Annotated in this window: 19 protein-coding genes; 15 read left to right on the plus strand and 4 right to left on the minus strand. The window is 71.8% G+C overall.

What is annotated here, in order from left to right:
* Positions 1–21 precede the first annotated feature (21 nt).
* From ACWDY5_RS29685 to ACWDY5_RS29720, 8 genes are all read left to right on the plus strand, one after another.
* A complete protein-coding gene (locus tag ACWDY5_RS29685; RefSeq protein WP_449725440.1) occupies positions 22–678 on the plus strand; it encodes a 4'-phosphopantetheinyl transferase family protein in 657 nt (218 codons plus the stop codon).
* Positions 679–790: 112 nt separating this feature from the next.
* Entirely contained in the window at positions 791–1669 is an 879-nt protein-coding gene (locus ACWDY5_RS29690; RefSeq protein WP_449725441.1) for a hypothetical protein, read from the plus strand.
* A 74-nt stretch (positions 1670–1743) separates the two neighbouring features.
* Positions 1744–2415 (plus strand): SRPBCC family protein, encoded by a 672-nt coding sequence (locus ACWDY5_RS29695; protein ID WP_449725442.1) that lies wholly within the window; start codon positions 1744–1746, stop codon positions 2413–2415.
* Positions 2412–3116, plus strand: a complete 705-nt coding sequence (locus ACWDY5_RS29700) for a DUF4166 domain-containing protein (RefSeq protein WP_449725443.1) — start codon at positions 2412–2414, stop codon at positions 3114–3116. Before ACWDY5_RS29695 ends, ACWDY5_RS29700 begins: the two co-directional genes overlap by 4 nt.
* A complete protein-coding gene (locus ACWDY5_RS29705) occupies positions 3109–3756 on the plus strand; it encodes a TetR/AcrR family transcriptional regulator (protein WP_449725444.1) in 648 nt (215 codons plus the stop codon). Before ACWDY5_RS29700 ends, ACWDY5_RS29705 begins: the two co-directional genes overlap by 8 nt.
* A gap of 62 nt (positions 3757–3818) precedes the next feature.
* A complete protein-coding gene (locus tag ACWDY5_RS29710) occupies positions 3819–4112 on the plus strand; it encodes a hypothetical protein (protein ID WP_449725445.1) in 294 nt (97 codons plus the stop codon).
* Positions 4109–4492 carry a ribbon-helix-helix protein, CopG family gene (locus ACWDY5_RS29715; protein WP_449725446.1) on the plus strand — a complete coding sequence of 128 codons (384 nt, stop codon included), beginning with the start codon at positions 4109–4111 and terminating at the stop codon, positions 4490–4492. The genes ACWDY5_RS29710 and ACWDY5_RS29715 overlap by 4 nt, the downstream gene beginning before the upstream one ends.
* A gap of 214 nt (positions 4493–4706) precedes the next feature.
* On the plus strand, positions 4707–5450 hold the full coding sequence (locus tag ACWDY5_RS29720; RefSeq protein WP_449725447.1) for a S1 family peptidase: 744 nt from the start codon (positions 4707–4709) through the stop codon (positions 5448–5450).
* Positions 5451–5544: 94 nt separating this feature from the next.
* On the opposite strand, the gene ACWDY5_RS29725 is transcribed toward ACWDY5_RS29720, so the two are convergent.
* Genes ACWDY5_RS29725 through ACWDY5_RS29735 form a run of 3 tightly spaced genes read right to left on the minus strand, consistent with a single transcriptional unit; the run spans position 5545 to position 8107 of the window.
* The gene (locus ACWDY5_RS29725) at positions 5545–6138 is read right to left on the minus strand and encodes a DUF6875 domain-containing protein (RefSeq protein WP_449725448.1); all 594 of its coding nucleotides are present in this window, start codon (positions 6136–6138) and stop codon (positions 5545–5547) included.
* Positions 6135–6749 carry a hypothetical protein gene (locus ACWDY5_RS29730; RefSeq protein WP_449725449.1) on the minus strand — a complete coding sequence of 205 codons (615 nt, stop codon included), beginning with the start codon at positions 6747–6749 and terminating at the stop codon, positions 6135–6137. Before ACWDY5_RS29730 ends, ACWDY5_RS29725 begins: the two co-directional genes overlap by 4 nt.
* Positions 6746–8107 (minus strand): pyridoxal phosphate-dependent decarboxylase family protein, encoded by a 1362-nt coding sequence (locus tag ACWDY5_RS29735; RefSeq protein ID WP_449725450.1) that lies wholly within the window; start codon positions 8105–8107, stop codon positions 6746–6748. The genes ACWDY5_RS29730 and ACWDY5_RS29735 overlap by 4 nt, the downstream gene beginning before the upstream one ends.
* Before the next feature lie 143 nt (positions 8108–8250).
* Between ACWDY5_RS29735 and ACWDY5_RS29740 the strand changes: the two genes are divergently transcribed.
* The 4 genes from ACWDY5_RS29740 to ACWDY5_RS29755 all read left to right on the plus strand — a co-directional run bounded on the left by ACWDY5_RS29740 (position 8251) and on the right by ACWDY5_RS29755 (position 10754).
* Positions 8251–8907 (plus strand): PadR family transcriptional regulator, encoded by a 657-nt coding sequence (locus tag ACWDY5_RS29740; RefSeq protein WP_449725451.1) that lies wholly within the window; start codon positions 8251–8253, stop codon positions 8905–8907.
* Positions 8908–9044: 137 nt separating this feature from the next.
* Positions 9045–9440, plus strand: coding sequence for an SgcJ/EcaC family oxidoreductase (locus ACWDY5_RS29745; protein ID WP_449725452.1), 396 nt, complete (start codon positions 9045–9047; stop codon positions 9438–9440).
* 70 nt (positions 9441–9510) lie between these two features.
* Positions 9511–9999 carry an acyl-CoA-like ligand-binding transcription factor gene (locus tag ACWDY5_RS29750; protein ID WP_449725453.1) on the plus strand — a complete coding sequence of 163 codons (489 nt, stop codon included), beginning with the start codon at positions 9511–9513 and terminating at the stop codon, positions 9997–9999.
* Positions 9996–10754: an alpha/beta fold hydrolase gene (locus ACWDY5_RS29755; RefSeq protein ID WP_449725454.1), complete on the plus strand. Its 759-nt coding sequence runs from the start codon at positions 9996–9998 to the stop codon at positions 10752–10754. Before ACWDY5_RS29750 ends, ACWDY5_RS29755 begins: the two co-directional genes overlap by 4 nt.
* A 50-nt stretch (positions 10755–10804) precedes the next feature.
* Here the strand turns inward: ACWDY5_RS29755 and ACWDY5_RS29760 are convergent, their stop codons facing one another.
* Positions 10805–11650, minus strand: a complete 846-nt coding sequence (locus ACWDY5_RS29760; protein ID WP_449725455.1) for an esterase/lipase family protein — start codon at positions 11648–11650, stop codon at positions 10805–10807.
* 178 nt (positions 11651–11828) lie between these two features.
* Between ACWDY5_RS29760 and ACWDY5_RS29765 the strand changes: the two genes are divergently transcribed.
* From ACWDY5_RS29765 to ACWDY5_RS29775, 3 genes are all read left to right on the plus strand, one after another.
* The gene (locus tag ACWDY5_RS29765) at positions 11829–13028 is read left to right on the plus strand and encodes a PucR family transcriptional regulator (protein ID WP_449725496.1); all 1200 of its coding nucleotides are present in this window, start codon (positions 11829–11831) and stop codon (positions 13026–13028) included.
* Between the two features lie 2 nt (positions 13029–13030).
* Positions 13031–13714, plus strand: coding sequence for a TetR/AcrR family transcriptional regulator (locus tag ACWDY5_RS29770; RefSeq protein WP_449725456.1), 684 nt, complete (start codon positions 13031–13033; stop codon positions 13712–13714).
* A gap of 69 nt (positions 13715–13783) precedes the next feature.
* Positions 13784–14062 carry a DivIVA domain-containing protein gene (locus ACWDY5_RS29775; RefSeq protein WP_252485117.1) on the plus strand — a complete coding sequence of 93 codons (279 nt, stop codon included), beginning with the start codon at positions 13784–13786 and terminating at the stop codon, positions 14060–14062.
* The last annotated feature ends 13 nt before the right edge of the window (positions 14063–14075 follow it).

The raw sequence follows: 14075 nt of genomic DNA on the forward strand, positions 1-14075 counted from the left end.
AGGCACAGGTATTTTGATCGCGTGCTTGAGAAGATCCTGCCGAACAACATCGCGGTGTCCGAGGCCTTCGACGACCCGGCCGAAGCCGTGCTCTTCGCGGAGGAGGCGGCGCTGCTGGGCCGCTCGGTGGAGAAGCGGCGGCGCGAGTTCACCACCGTGCGGCACTGCGCCCGGCGCGCGCTGGCCGAGCTGGGCCGTCCGCCCGCGCCACTGCTGCGCGGCGAGCGCGGGGCGCCGATCTGGCCTGCCGGGATCGTCGGCAGCATGACGCACTGTGACGGGTACCGGGCGGCCGCGGTGGCCGAGGACTCGGTTGTCCAGACCATCGGGATCGACGCCGAACCGCACGCCCCGCTGCCCGACGGCGTGCTGGAGGCGGTCTCGCTGCCCGAGGAGCGGAGCTGGCTCAACACCTTGTCCCGCACCGACCCCGAAGTTCACTGGGACCGGTTGTTGTTCAGTGCTAAGGAGTCGGTCTACAAGGCGTGGTTCCCGCTCGCCCGGCGCTGGCTCGGCTTCGAGGAGGCCAGGCTCACGGTGCACCCCTCCGGCCGCACCTTCCGCGCTGACCTGCTGGTTCCCGGTCCGGTCGAGGGCTTTTCCGGGCGCTGGCTGGTGGCCGACGGGCTAGTCGTCACGACCATCGCCGTCCCCCGATCGAATGGCCAAAATCTGTGACGAAATCTGTTAACTGAACGTGTACTCGGTGACGTCTCGCTGGAGTTTCCGCGAGGGCAAGAAGGTTGCCTTTCAGCAGGTAGTCTCGCCCTCGCCGGAGGGAGGGGCGGGCATGACGGATCCGTTTTCGGACAAGGACTTCAGCAGCACGCGGGACCCGCTCGCCGGGGCCCTGGCCGACGGACCCTTCGGCCGGGCGCTGGACCTGGCCATCCAGCGCAGCGAGCTGACCCTTGAGCACATCCAGCGCGAGCTCTCCGCCCGCGGCGCTCGACTGGACCAGAACACGCTCAGTGACTGGCGGTGCAGCGACGCCCTCCCGGCCGAGGACGGCGAGCGGCCGGAGATCGCGGCCCTGGAGAGCGTGCTCAGCCTGCCGCCCGGTTCGCTCGGTGCGCTGCTGGCCGATGAGGACCCGGCGGATCCGCGCACCGACCTGGCCCAGCTGCAGCGCCGGATGCGCACGCCACGGCTGGAACGCCTGATGGTGCAGGAGAACTACCACCTCGGCCCGGACTTCCGGCACCGGCTGCTGCGGGTGCGCGAGGTGGTGCGGGCCAAGCGGGACGGTGTCGGCCGGGCTTTTGTCTACTACCACGGCGATTCGCCGCTGCCCGCGCTGACCGCGGCCGGCGGTTGCCGGATCGGCCGGATCCGCACCGACCCCACCGCCGGCCTGCTGCTGGCCGAACTGCTGCTGGAGCGCCCGCTCGCGGTGGAGGAGACCGCGGTGCTGGACTACGAGCTGGCCTTCCACGGTGGCGAGCCGGTCGACCACCACGAACGGCGGCTGCCGCTGGGCGCGCGGGACTACCTGCTCCAGGTGCACTTCGACCCGGCCGCGGTGCCCGCCGACTGCCTCGGTTACCTGCGCCCGGACGGCGAGCCCGAGACCACGCAGCAGTTGTGGATCGGCCAGTACCACACCACGCACCTGGTCGTGCCGCAGCCGGAACCCGGCAACTACGGCATCCGGTGGATCACCAGCTGATTACTTGAGCACTCGCTCAAGAAGAGTTACGCTGCGCCCGTTGAATTGAGCAGACGCTCAAGAACTGGGGTGACATGCGGCTCTACATCGAGACCACGATCAAGGCCGACCCGGCGGAGCTGTGGGCCCGCACCCAGGACCCGGCCCAGCACCAGCGCTGGGACCTGCGCTTCCACCGCATCGAGTACCTGCCGGGGGAAGCCGGTGCGCCGCAGCGGTTCCGCTACGCGACCTTCGGCATCGCCGGGGTCGGCATCAGCGTCGGCGAGCGGCGCACCCCGGACGGATCGAGCACCTCGGCGCTGCGGTTCGCCTGCGTGCACCCGCTGTCGTTGATCCGGGCCGGCTCCGGGTATTGGCGCTACCGTCCGGGCCCGGACGGCGTCCGGTTCTGCACGGGCTATGACTACCGGCCCGGCTGGGGCAGGCTCGGACCGGCGGCCGACCTGGTGTTCCGGCCGCTGATGGGCTGGGCCACCGCCTGGTCCTTCGACCGGCTGCGGCTGTGGCTGGAACACGGCATCAGCCCGGAATCCTCGTTGCGCCGCGCCCTGTTCGAGCTCGCCGCCCGCCTGCTGCTGACCACCGCCGCCCTGCTGCTCACCTCGCTGCCGGTCGCGCTCGCGACCGCGGCCCTCGCGCTGTTCCTGCCGCCCTCGGCCCGCACCCCGGCCGCCCGGCGCTGCCGGCGCGCGGCCCGCGACGCCACTCCCCCAGCCACCCTCGCCCGACTGGAGCTGCCATGACCACCACCCGGACCAAGACCGGCTCGATCTTCCGCAAGGCGCTGGGCGAGGACTTCGATCGCCTGCACCCGCAACTGCGCCGCCGTTTCGGCTTCAGCGCGGCCGACGGGGTGGCCTGCGTCGGCGAGGGCGTGATGGCGGAGATCTGGCGCGGCCCCGCGTTCACCGTGCCGTTCCTGCGCCTGGGCGCGACCCGCAACATCCTGTTCCCGGAGACCGGCAGGGACGTGCCGTTCGTGATCGAGAACTACGCCTACCTCGACGACTTCGGCCGGGACACGGTCACCTTCGTACGCACCTTCGAGCTGGGCGGCGGCCTGCGGCGGCGCTTCGACGCCACCATGGTGCACAGCGCGCGGCGCGGCCGCGTGGTCGACTACCTTGGCACGCACCAGCACGTCGCGGTCGACCTGGACCTGTCGGTGGACAGCAGGGGCGGGCTGGTGATCCGCAGCGGCGAGCAGCGGCTGCGCGCGGGCCTGCTCGACCTGCGGGTGCCCAGGGCGCTGCTGGCGCGGGCCGAGGTGCGCGAGTGGTATGACGAGCAGGCCGGGGAGTTCCGGATCGAGGTGCGGGTGGCCAGCAGCTGGGCCGGGCCGCTGTTCGGTTACCGCGGCAGGTTCACCGCCCGGTACTGGGACACCGCGGCGGCTCGGGTGCCGGCGACGGTCCGGCCCTATCGGGAGGAGCTGCGTGAGTAAGGACGCCCGCACCGCGGAGACCCGCAGGCGGCTGATGGACGGCGCGATCGACACCATCCGCGCGCACGGCATCAGCGGCGTCTCGGCGCGGTCCATCGCGACCACCGCGGGCGTCAACCAGGCGCTGATCTTCTACCACTTCGGCAGCGTGGACGAGCTGCTCGGCACGGCCTGCCTCACCAGCACCAAGGCCAGGGTCGAGGCCTACCGCGACCGCTTCGCCACCGTCTCCGACCTGCGCGCCCTGCTGAACCTGGGCCGCGCCCTGCAACAGGAGGAACGGGCCGCGGGCAACGTCACCGTGCTGGCCCAGATGCTGGCAGGCGCCCAGGGCGACCCCAAGCTCGCCGAGGCCACCCGCACCGCACTGGACCTCTGGGTCGCCGAGATCGAACTGGTGCTGCGCCGCATCCTGGCCGCCTCCCCGGTGGGCGAGCTGGCCGACCCGGCCGGGCTGGCCCGCGCGGTGGCGGCCAGCTTCATCGGCGTGGAGCTGTGGGCGGCGGCCGACCCGCAGGGGGCCGAGGACGGGCTGGCCGCGCTGGAACAGCTGGCGGTGCTGGCCGAGGTGGTGGACAACCTGGGACCGGTGGCCCGGCGCGCGCTCAAGGCCAAGCTGCGCGGGGTAGCGAAAGCCTGACCTCCAGCAGGTGTGCAGATGTGTGACAATGTGTGTTGTGACCATCGGCCTGTGGTGGGATGATGAAGACGCGGAGCACATTCGCCAGCGTTCGCTTCGCTATCCGGGAGCCACTGACATCGAACCCCGCCTGGACACTGGAAGCAGCAGCCGATCCGCACCGGATCACCCGTGAACCCGACCCCAAGAGCCGAAGCGGCCACACTCGAATCGTCGGCTACTCGCTGTCGGCGGGGTTCGTCCTGACCGTGATCATCGATCCCGAGGATCACTCCGGCGTCACGGCGTGGAAGACCAGCGGAGCCGATCTGCGGGAGTACCTGGGCGATCGACAGGGAGAGGACGGCAGGTCATGACTGACAAGACCACCCGGGATGAAGCCCTGGCCGCCATCCGGCAGGAAATCGCCGACCAGCGAAGCGCCGCCGAGGCCGAGGCGGATCCCGTCAAGCGCGAGCGGCGGTCTCGGCACGCACAGCTGCGCGAGGAGGTCGCGGCGGAAGAGGCCGAGGCCATCGCGGCGGAGGTCGCGGAGAACCAGCAGGCCGCGCTGTCCCTGCGGGTGCCCGCGTCGCTGGTGGCTGAACTGAAGGCTCGGGCAGATGCCGAACACATCCCCACCTCGGCGCTGGTGCGTCGCCTGCTCACCGAGGCGCTGCGGGCGCCGTCCGCTCCTGTGCTCACCGTCGAACAGGTCGAGGAGATCGCCCGGCGGGTCTATCACGAGTCCGCCTGATGGGCGATCGAACATACTGAGTCACCCGCGCTTGCTTGGGTCCCCGCCATAAGTAGGAACCGTTTCACTCCCCGGAGTGTGAAATTCCGGGCCTTCCCCTGGCGCGGACCGGTGTCGGATGCTCTGTGCGAAGCCCGAACACCACCGTCCGATTAACGGTCCCCGCTCTCCCCTGCTTCGCGGGGCATCGCGGACGGGAAGGAGCGCTTTTCTCATGAAGATCCGTCGTATCGCGATGAGCCTGTTCGTCGCCGCGGCTGCCGCCGTCGGTGGCCTCGCCGGTTCCGCCTCGGCTGCCCCTGCACCGAGCGACGATGTGTCGCCGCTGATCGTGGGTGGCGGCAACGCGACCCAGACCTACTCGTTCATGGTCTCGCTGGACACCGGCTGTGGTGGATCGCTGATCAAGCCCACCTGGGTGGTGACCGCCAAGCACTGCACCAACACCGCGCCGCGGCAGGTGCGGGTCGGGTCGCTGTACCGCAACCAGGGCGGCAGCACCGCCGCGGTGAAGCGGGTCGTCCGGCACCCCTCGATCGACCTGGCCCTGCTGGAGCTGGCCTCCCCGGTGAGCCAGGCGACCGTGCCGGTGGCCTCCACCTCCGGCCCGGTGGGCACCGCGACCCGCATCATCGGCTGGGGCGCCACCCGGGCGGACGGCTCGGGCGCGGCGACCTACCTCAAGGAGCTGAACACCTCGATCGTGGCGGACACCCGCTGCACCAACGGGATGAACGCGGCCGCGGAGATCTGCACCAACAACACCGGTGGCAACCAGGGCGCCTGCTACGGCGACTCGGGTGGCCCGCAGGTCAAGCAGGTCGGTGGGGCCTGGCAGCTGGTCGGCGCGACCAGCCGCTCCGGCAACGGCGACCCGCGCTGCGCCACCGGCCCGTCGATCTACGTGGACGTGCCCTACTTCCGCAGCTGGATCAGCCAGTACGCGGGAACCGTGTGACCTGTCCTTAGTGGACCGTCCGGCCCGGCTGCCTGCGCAGCCGGGCCGGACTCCTTTCCACTGCGGGTGGCGGCGCGGCCTGGTCGCCGCCGGTTCAGCGCGAGATGAGCTGGGCGCGCAGCCTGGCCGGGATGCCGGGGGCGAACCTGGCCAGATAGGCGTCCAGGTGACCGTTGTCGGCCAGCAGGAACGGCAGGTCCACCGGCAGCAGTCGCCGGATCGCCAGCAGCGGCACCGGTGAGCGCAGCGGGCGGAAGTCCTGGTTCCACAGGCCGGGTTCGGCGCAGTGCGGGTGGAACTGGCCGAGCATCAGGCCCTCGGCGACGAACTCCGACTTGAGCTCCCGCTGCACCGCGTCGACCTGATCGGCGTCGGCCGCCGGCAGCACCAGCAGGTAGGTGAGCAGGTCGGCGTCCTCGGAGTCCATTGTGGACAGTTTCGCGGCGTAGCCGGTGCGCAGCGCGGTCAGCGCCTCGCGCAGGTCGCCGGAGCCGACGCCGAGGTGGAACAGGTCCCGGCGCAGCGCGGGGCGGGTGTACGGGCAGACCGGGCCGCTGCGGCCGAGGTCGGGGTGGCCGGGGATGAGGAAGTCCTTGGCCCAGCGCAGGACCAGCTCCAGTGGCGGTCGCTCGGCCAGTGGCGGCAGACCGGCTTCGACCTGGGTCGCGGTCCAGAGCCGGGGGTTCACCGGACTGTCCTGGGGGTGCGCCACATCGGTCGCAGGCTGGGGCCGCCGGGCAGCCGGATGTCCTGGCCGTGCGCGGTGAAGCCGAGCAGCCGGGCCGCCGCCTCGCCGCCGGGTGAGCTGGCCTCCAGGTAGACGGGCAGGCCGAGCTGGTCGCAGCGGTCGATGACGTACGGGGCGAGCAGCCTGCCGCGGCCGGTGTGCTGGAGGTCGGGGGCCACGCAGGCGAAGCTGAAGTAGCAGTGCGGTTCCCCCTGCGGGTGCGCGGCGTCCTGGAGCGCGCTGATGGTGCGCAGCCTGGCCGCGTCCTGGCCGAGGGCGGCGGTGAACCGTCGGTCCAGCTCGCGCTGCTGGAACTCGCTCAGCGCGGTCGCGCCCGGCGGCAGGGTGAGCAGCGCGCAGTCCAGGTCCACGGTGGTGTAGACGCCGTGGCCGGCCAGGGACAGGTCCAGGAACACCCGGAACATCCTCGGCAGCAGCCGTGTGCGCCGCAGGGGGTCCGGGAAGATCCATTCCACCAGCGGGTCGGTGGCGAAGGACTCGGCGAGCAGGCGGGTCAGCGCCGGCACGTCGGCCGGGGTGCCCTTGCGCACCAGGCGGTCCAGGGTGATCATGTGTCCTCCCGTTGTCGGACGAGTTGGGTGACCCGGCGGTGCAGCGGCTCGATCGCCGGTTCCGCCTCGGGTTTGAGCAGCACGCTGCGCAGCACCCGGGCCGCGGCGGCGTCGGCGCGCACGCCGGGGTGACGGCGGCCCAGCTCGGCCGCGGAGACCCGCAGGGTGCTGAGGTAGACCGGATCGGCCTCATCGGCCATGCCCTCGGCCAGCGCCCGCGCCGATGCTCCGTCCACTTCGGACAGTGTGTCGCGGCGCGGGAAGTAGGTGAGGATGTCCAGTTCCGGCTGCTGGTAGAGCACCAGCTCCTCGGACTTCTCGATCAGCTCGGCCCAGTGCAGCGCGGCCCGCCGCCCGGCCGCGAGCACCTCGCCGAGCCCAGTCCTGGTCAGCGGCAGCACTTGCAGCGTCAGCCACAGCGCGGCCGCGGCGGCCCCGGCCCGGCTGCACTCCAGGGAGATCTCGCCCAGGTGCAGCTCGTCGGAGGTGAAGTAGGTGTAGGGCGAGTCGTGCCGGTAGAAGCGGCCGACCGCCGGGTCGGCGAAGAGCACCGCGCCGCAGCCGTAGGGCTGGAGGCCGTGCTTGTGCGGGTCGATGGTCACCGAGTCGCAGTGCCGGATCGCGGCGAACGGCTCGGCAGGCACGCCCAGTTCCCCGGCCAGCAGGGCGAAGAAGCCGCCGTAGGCCGCGTCCACGTGGATGCGCACGCCGTACTTCTCCTTCAGCGCAAGGGCTTCGTGGATGGGGTCCACCGCGCCCAGTCCGGTGGTGCCGGGGGTGAGCACCACGGTGCCCACCTCGCCTCGGCGCAGTTTCCGTTCCAGCGCAACCAGATCCATCCGGCCCAGGCCGTCGGTGGGCACCGGCTCGCTGGGCACGCCGAGCAGCCGGCACATCCGGCCGTGCGTGTAGTGCGCCTCCGCGCTGTGCAGGACCAGCTTGCCGGGGTGGGTTTCCCGCGCCACGAACAGCGCTTCCAGGTTGGCGATGGTGCCGCTGGTGGTCAGGTGTCCCAAGTGGACTGGCAGGGCGAACATCCCGGCCAGCGCGGCGACCACCTCGCGTTCCATCCGCGCGGTCGCCGGGCCGCCGTCCAGGGCGTGGTTGTTCGGGTTGACCAGCATCGCGGCCAGGTAGCCGACCACGGCGGCCGGGTGCGGCGGCTTGACCATCTGGGCGGCGTAGCGCGGGTGGCCGAACGGGTAGTTGGCCCGCATCCGGTCGCCGAACTCGGCGAACGCGCGGCCGAAGTCGGCGTCGGTGACCGCGTTCGCCGGATGCGGGGCGACCGGGCCGAAGGTCGCCGCCCAGTTGTCCACCAGGTCGACCGCGCTGCCCAGCCAGTGTCGGAGATCCACGAGAACCAGCCTCGCGACTGGCTCCACGTGGAACCTCCCGCCGGCAGGGGACCCGGCCACTACCGCGGCGGGAGCGGAGTCCCGGTTGCCACAGGACCTCCGTCCCCGTATATTCGGATACGAGTACTCGGAACGGAGCGACAATGGCCACCACATACCGCCGCTCGAACCCGCTGGCCCTCGCCCTGTTGTCGCTGCTCTGGGAGCGCGAGATGCATCCCTATGAGATGGCCACCACGCTGCGCGAACGGCACAAGGACGAGAGCGTCAAGCTCAACTGGGGCACGCTGTACACGGTGGTCGAGTCGCTGGCCAAGCACAGGTTGATCGAGGCGGCCGAGGCCGAGCGGGACGGGCGGCGCCCGGAACGCACCCCGTACCGCCTGACCGAGGCCGGGCTGGCCGAGCTGAACGACTGGCTGCGCGAGCTGATCGCGGTGCCGCACAAGGAATATCCGCGGTTCGAGGCCGGGGTCTCCCTGCTCGGCATCCTGCCGCCCGAGGAGGCGGCGCGGCTGCTCGGTCAGCGCGCGGAGACCCTGGCCGGGCAGGTCGAGGGACTGCGCTCGGTGATGGCCGAGCTGCGCGCGCAGGGCCTGCCCGCGCTGGCCTGGATCGAGCTGGAGTACCGGGTGGCCATGATCGAGGCCGAGCACCGCTGGGTGTCCGGCGTGGTCGAGGGCATCGAGCAGCACACCATCGAGGGCGCGGACTGGTGGCGCGACTGGCATGCGCGGGGCGCGAAGCCGGGTCAGCTGCCGCCGTTCGGCCCACCAGACGCACAGTCCGAAGTGGACTGACGCGCTTCTCGGCGCGGTGCGCCAACACCGCGCCGAGAAGTGGACACACAAGCACCGCGTGGCGGCTCTCGCGCCCGGTAACGCGAACCCAGGATAGCCGGGGGCGCCACGCGGACCATCCGAGAAGGAGCATCCGCATGTCCGAGATCAACAAGACCTTCCAGCGCCTGGTCGAGGCCTGGAACAACGGCGACGCCACCGCCTACGCCGCGCAGTTCACCGAGGACGTCGACTACGTCACCTTCCACGGCATGCACATCCGCGGCCGCGCGGAGCTGGAGTCCGGGCACGCCAAGCTGTTCGCCGGTCCGCTCAAGGGCGTCAAGCTCGGCGGCGGGTCGGCCGAGGCCACGCCCTCGGTCAAGTTCCTCGGCCCGGACGTCGCGGTGGTGGTCAACTCCGGCGGCAGCAGCCTGCCGGAGGACGACGCCCCCGCCCCGGAGCGCGACTCGGTGACCACCGCGGTCGTGGTGCGCACCGACGACAGGTGGCTGATCAGCGCTTTCCAGGTGACCCGACGGCAGGCGTTCTGATGCGCAGGCTCCTTGACGCTTGGCGTCAAGTACTTTACGTTTGCCGTCAAGTAGCAAGCGGAGGTACTCGATGCCCGGTCCGACGTCCGTGCACACCGCCCTCGTCGAGCAACTGCTGCGACTGAGCGAGCAGCGGCTGCTCGACCCGCTGGAGATCCTGCTCCAGTCGGCCGAACCCCTGGCCACCGCGCGCACGTACCTGCGTGCCGCGGTGGAGACCCAGGCGGCGCAACTGCTCGGACGGGACGACCAGCTGGCCCGGCACGCGGCCGCCAGGGTGATCGGCGCGCTGTACCCGGGTGATCAGCCGTTCGACCCGCCGCTGGAGTGGTGGCGGACGCCGCTGGGCCAGGTCGTGGCCCGCCGGGTCGGGCACCCGGCCACCGAGGCGGTCCCGTACTCGGTGGCCGGGGCGATGCTCGGCGTCACCCGGCAGGGCGTGCACGACCTGGTCAACCGGCACAAGCTCGACCGGCACCCCGACGGCGGCGTGCGCACCGAGTCCGTCCGCGCCCGGCTACTCGCCAGAGAGGACGGAAACGCGTGGGGGACAACATGATTGAGCTGACGGTCGAGTCGGGTCCGGTGCCGGTCGCGGTGCGGGACCACGGCGGCGACGGCCCGCCGGTGCTGCTGCTGCACGGGCTCGGCGGGTCGATGGCGCACTGGGACCCGGTGGTGCCGGAGCTGACCGGCACGCACCGGGTGGTGCTGATGGACCTGCGCGGGCACGGCGGTTCCGGGGTGGGGCCGTGGAGCTGGTCGGCCGCGCTGGCCGACGTCGAGGCGGTGATCGCCGCACTCGACCTGGGCAGCCCGGCGGTGGCAGGCATGTCGCTGGGGGGCATGGTCGCCACCCGCTGGGCGGCCCGGCCGGGCTGTCCCGGCGCGGTCAACCTGGACGGCCTGCGCGGGTACCTGACCGCGCCGGAGAACTACCCCGGCCTCGATCCCGCCTTGCGGGAGAAGGAACTCGCCAGGGTGCGGGCGATGTTCGACGAGCAGGCGGCCGCGGTCACCGGGCCGCTGGCGGAGATCATCGACGAGCTCAGGGCGGCCGTGGAGGAGGACCACATCGCCGCCTGCCGGGCGGCCCGCTCACCGCTGCTGGTGGTCGCGGCCACCCAGAACCTGCCGGCGCAGGAGCAGTTCCCCGAGCTGACCGAGGCGTACCGCCGGGGCCTGGACCGGGATCTGACCGCGCTGGCCGAGGTGTGGAATGTGCAGGTCGAGCGGATCGGCAGCAGTCACGCCATGGTCCGGGAGCACCCGGCCGAGGTGGCCAAGCTGATCAGGGAGTTCCTGGCGGTCTGAGCGCACCGCGGCCCACCATCCACAGTGGACGGTGGGCCGCGGTGGTCAGCTCAGCAGCGGATCGGCTTGGCGTTGGCCGGGTCCAGCGAGTTGGCCACCAGCTGGTGCACCAGCGGGTCGACCGCGACCAGGATGTGCTCGGAGAGGTTGAACTTGCACAGGTCCTGCAGCACGTAGTTGGTGGCGTTGGGCGCGTGCATGTACCCGCTGGTGTAAGGCACCACTGCCTCGTCGTAGCGGGTCATCACGTTGGTGTAGGTCACCCCCGGCACCGCGACGCCGTCCTGGTTGAGCTTGCGCAGGAACTCCGAGCCGTGCAGGAACTGCAGCGCGGAGGGGAACACCGGGCCCATGATGCCGTCGATGACCGGGCCGAGGCCGAGCTTGCGGGCGAACTCCAGCAGCTTGGGCAGGGCGAGCAGCTGGCTGCCGTCCCACAGCGGGGTCAGCGCCACGTAGCGGTTGACCTTGTCCTTGCCGCCGAGGAACTTCACGTAGTAGTTGGGCATCAGGCTGCCCTCGGAGTGCCCGACGATGTTCACCTTGCCCGCGCCGGTGTGCTTGAGCACCCGGTCCACGAACGCGCCGAACTCCTTGGCGCTCTGCTCCATGGGCAGCCGGCCACCGATCTGGTTGATCGGGAACGGGGTCCCGGCAGGCACCCCGTAGGTCAGCGCGAACACGCAGTGGCCCTGTGCCTTCAGCTTCGGCGACAGGGCGAACCAGTTGAGCGTCATGTTGGCGCTGGCGCCATGCGCGAGCACCACCGGTTCGGGGTGGGCCTTGCTCGGCTTGCACGCCCAGTCGTTGGCGCCGGGCGGCGAGCCCGGCTCGGTGGGCGGCACCGCGGCCGACGCCGCTCCAGCGCCCACCACCAGCACTGTCAAGGCTGTCACCAGGGCAAATACCAGGGCACGCAACGTCCTCATCGACACCAGGTGTCCCTTCCATCAACGGGTGGCCCCGGACTAATCGTGATCGTGGTCACGCTGTGGTGGAATGGGTGCGAGCACAGCCTTGGCCCGGCCCCGGTTGTGCTCACGCACAACGACGAGGTTGGGCGGTCCCCAGGTGATGACTCCGACTTTCCCGGCCGCGGTGCGCAGGCTGGCCCGAGAACTGTCCGGTCGCGTGCCCGAGCTGGCGTTCGCCCTGGCCACCCGGGTCCGCGCCGAGGTGCCCGCCTACCAGGACGAACGGCTGGTCAGCTTCGCCGATCTGGTGGCCGAGTGCCAGGCCAACCTGGTGCAGGGCCTGCGCGATGTGGACAGCCCGTCCTGGGACGGCACGGACGCGGCCCGCCGCCTCGGCCGCCGCCGCGCCGAGCAGGGCTTCCCGGTGGAGGCGACCCTGCGCAGCTACCGCATCGGCGGGCAGTTCATGTGGGAGACCTTCGTCAGCGCGGCCGGCGCCGACCTGGGCGACCAGCGCGCGGTGCTGGCCGCCGCGACCACGCTGTGGACCTTCATCGACACCTACTCCGCGGCACTGGCCGAGGGGCACCGGCAGGCCAGCGAGGACCGGGCGCGCACCGACACCGAGGTCCGCTCCGCGCTGCTGGAGGCGCTGTTCGCGGGCAACTCCGCGGCCGGCCGCTCGCTGCTGGACTGCGCGGCCGACCTGCGGCTGCCCGCGGCCGGGCGGTTCCTGGTGGTGGTCGCGGACACGCTCGCGCTGCCCAGGATCGAGGAGCGGCTGCGGCTGCGCGGCACCGTGTCGGTGTGGCGGCAGGAGATCGACGCCCAGGCCGGGATCGTGCTGCTGCCGCCGAGCGGCTCGCCGGAGCAGCTGTGCGCGCACCTGGCCGGGCACACCAGGGCCAGGGTCGGGGTGAGCGCGGAGTACCACCAGATCGAGGCCACGCCCGGCGCCCGGCACGCCGCCGGGCTGGCCCGCGCGGCGGTGGGCACGCGCGGTCCCGGGGTGCTCCGGCACGACCAGGCCCCGGTGCCGATCCTGTTGGCCAGCGCGCCGGAGGCGGCCCGCGCGGTGGCCCAGGCCGCGCTCGGCCCGGTGCTCGACCTGCCCGCGCGGGACCGGGAGCTGGTGCTGGAGACCTTGCGGGTCTGGCTGGCGCACGACGGCGCGACCAGTGCCGCGGCGGCAGAGCTGCACTGCCACCGCAACACGGTCCGGTATCGGTTGCGCAGGCTGGAGGAGCTCACCGGACTGGCACTGACCAGCCCGAAAGCGTTGAGCCAGCTGCACTTGGCGTTGGAGGCGCTGCGCCTGTCGCCCCCGGCTGACTTCACCGCCGAGCGGGTAGGTTCTTGATCGTGACTACGCCACCGCCGACACCCGGCCGACGCAGGCCGGGTCCCGCACCCCGGTTGAGCCGGGACCTCATCGCCGAGGCGGTGCTGGGGGTCGGCTTCGAGGAGGTCACGGTCACCGCGGTGGCGCAGCGGCTCAACGCCACGCACGCCGCGCTGTACCGGCACGTCACCGACCGGGACGACCTGGTGCGGGCCGCGATCGAACGGGTCGCCGACCGCGCGCCGCAACCGCTGCTGGGCCCGGACTGGGAGGAGCTGCTGCGCGGCGAGGCCTGGGTCCGCTGGCGGATCTTCACCGAGTACCCGGGCATCCGCCAGGCCATCTCCGGCCTGGCCTCGCCCACCGACCCGTTCGCCGCCCGCAACCTGCCCATCATCCGGCACCTGGTGGCGCTGGGTTTCGCGCCCGATGCCGCGATGCTGGCCGCCGATGTGGTGGTGGACATGGTGGACGAGTCGGCGGTGACCGCGGTGGACGCCCGGCGGCTGGGCCCGGACGCGGTGGCCGCACAGCTGCGCGACACCTTCCCCGGCCCGGACGACGAGGAGCTGCGCCGGATCGCCTTCGAGGCCATGGTCGAAGATCAGGACGAGTGGTTCGGCGCCAAGCTGGACGTGGTGCTCGCCGGGATCCGCGTCACACTCACTCCGGGGGCAGCGGCTACCCCGAAGGGTGACGCCTGACCCACTCATGCCGCGCACACCCCCCGCCGGCGTGATACTGCCCCGGTCACCCACCCGGGGAGGACTGCCATGAACGAGCGGGGACTCACCCCGAAGGACATCCGCGAGGTGGAGTTCAGCATGTCCACGCTGCTCCGCCGCGGCTACGACGAAGGCGAGGTCGACGCCTTCCTGGACCGCGTCGAGGCCACCCTGCGGGGCGCCGACTCGGTCACCGCCCGCCAGGTCGACGAGGTCACCTTCAGCAGGCCGCCACTGGGCCGCCGCGGCTACAACGTCGACGAGGTCGACGCCTTCCTCGACCAGGTCGTGGTCACCCTCAGCGCCGTGGACGAAGCCACCGGCTGACCGCCCGCGGGCG

The sequence above is a fragment of the Crossiella sp. NPDC003009 genome (assembly GCF_053591555.1).

Bases quoted from the DNA above. Each gene is read 5' to 3' on its own strand.
- ACWDY5_RS29715 (WP_449725446.1), top strand. From the start codon at position 4,109: ATGACTGACAAGACCACCCGGGATGAAGCCCTGGCCGCCATCCGGCAG.
- ACWDY5_RS29730 (WP_449725449.1), bottom strand. From the start codon at position 6,749: ATGATCACCCTGGACCGCCTGGTGCGCAAGGGCACCCCGGCCGACGTG.
- ACWDY5_RS29765 (WP_449725496.1), top strand. From the start codon at position 11,829: ATGACTCCGACTTTCCCGGCCGCGGTGCGCAGGCTGGCCCGAGAACTG.
- ACWDY5_RS29695 (WP_449725442.1), top strand. From the start codon at position 1,744: ATGCGGCTCTACATCGAGACCACGATCAAGGCCGACCCGGCGGAGCTG.
- ACWDY5_RS29690 (WP_449725441.1), top strand. From the start codon at position 791: ATGACGGATCCGTTTTCGGACAAGGACTTCAGCAGCACGCGGGACCCG.
- ACWDY5_RS29720 (WP_449725447.1), top strand. From the start codon at position 4,707: ATGAAGATCCGTCGTATCGCGATGAGCCTGTTCGTCGCCGCGGCTGCC.
- ACWDY5_RS29745 (WP_449725452.1), top strand. From the start codon at position 9,045: ATGTCCGAGATCAACAAGACCTTCCAGCGCCTGGTCGAGGCCTGGAAC.
- ACWDY5_RS29710 (WP_449725445.1), top strand. From the start codon at position 3,819: ATGAAGACGCGGAGCACATTCGCCAGCGTTCGCTTCGCTATCCGGGAG.
- ACWDY5_RS29700 (WP_449725443.1), top strand. From the start codon at position 2,412: ATGACCACCACCCGGACCAAGACCGGCTCGATCTTCCGCAAGGCGCTG.
- ACWDY5_RS29740 (WP_449725451.1), top strand. From the start codon at position 8,251: ATGGCCACCACATACCGCCGCTCGAACCCGCTGGCCCTCGCCCTGTTG.
- ACWDY5_RS29755 (WP_449725454.1), top strand. From the start codon at position 9,996: ATGATTGAGCTGACGGTCGAGTCGGGTCCGGTGCCGGTCGCGGTGCGG.
- ACWDY5_RS29750 (WP_449725453.1), top strand. From the start codon at position 9,511: ATGCCCGGTCCGACGTCCGTGCACACCGCCCTCGTCGAGCAACTGCTG.
- ACWDY5_RS29775 (WP_252485117.1), top strand. From the start codon at position 13,784: ATGAACGAGCGGGGACTCACCCCGAAGGACATCCGCGAGGTGGAGTTC.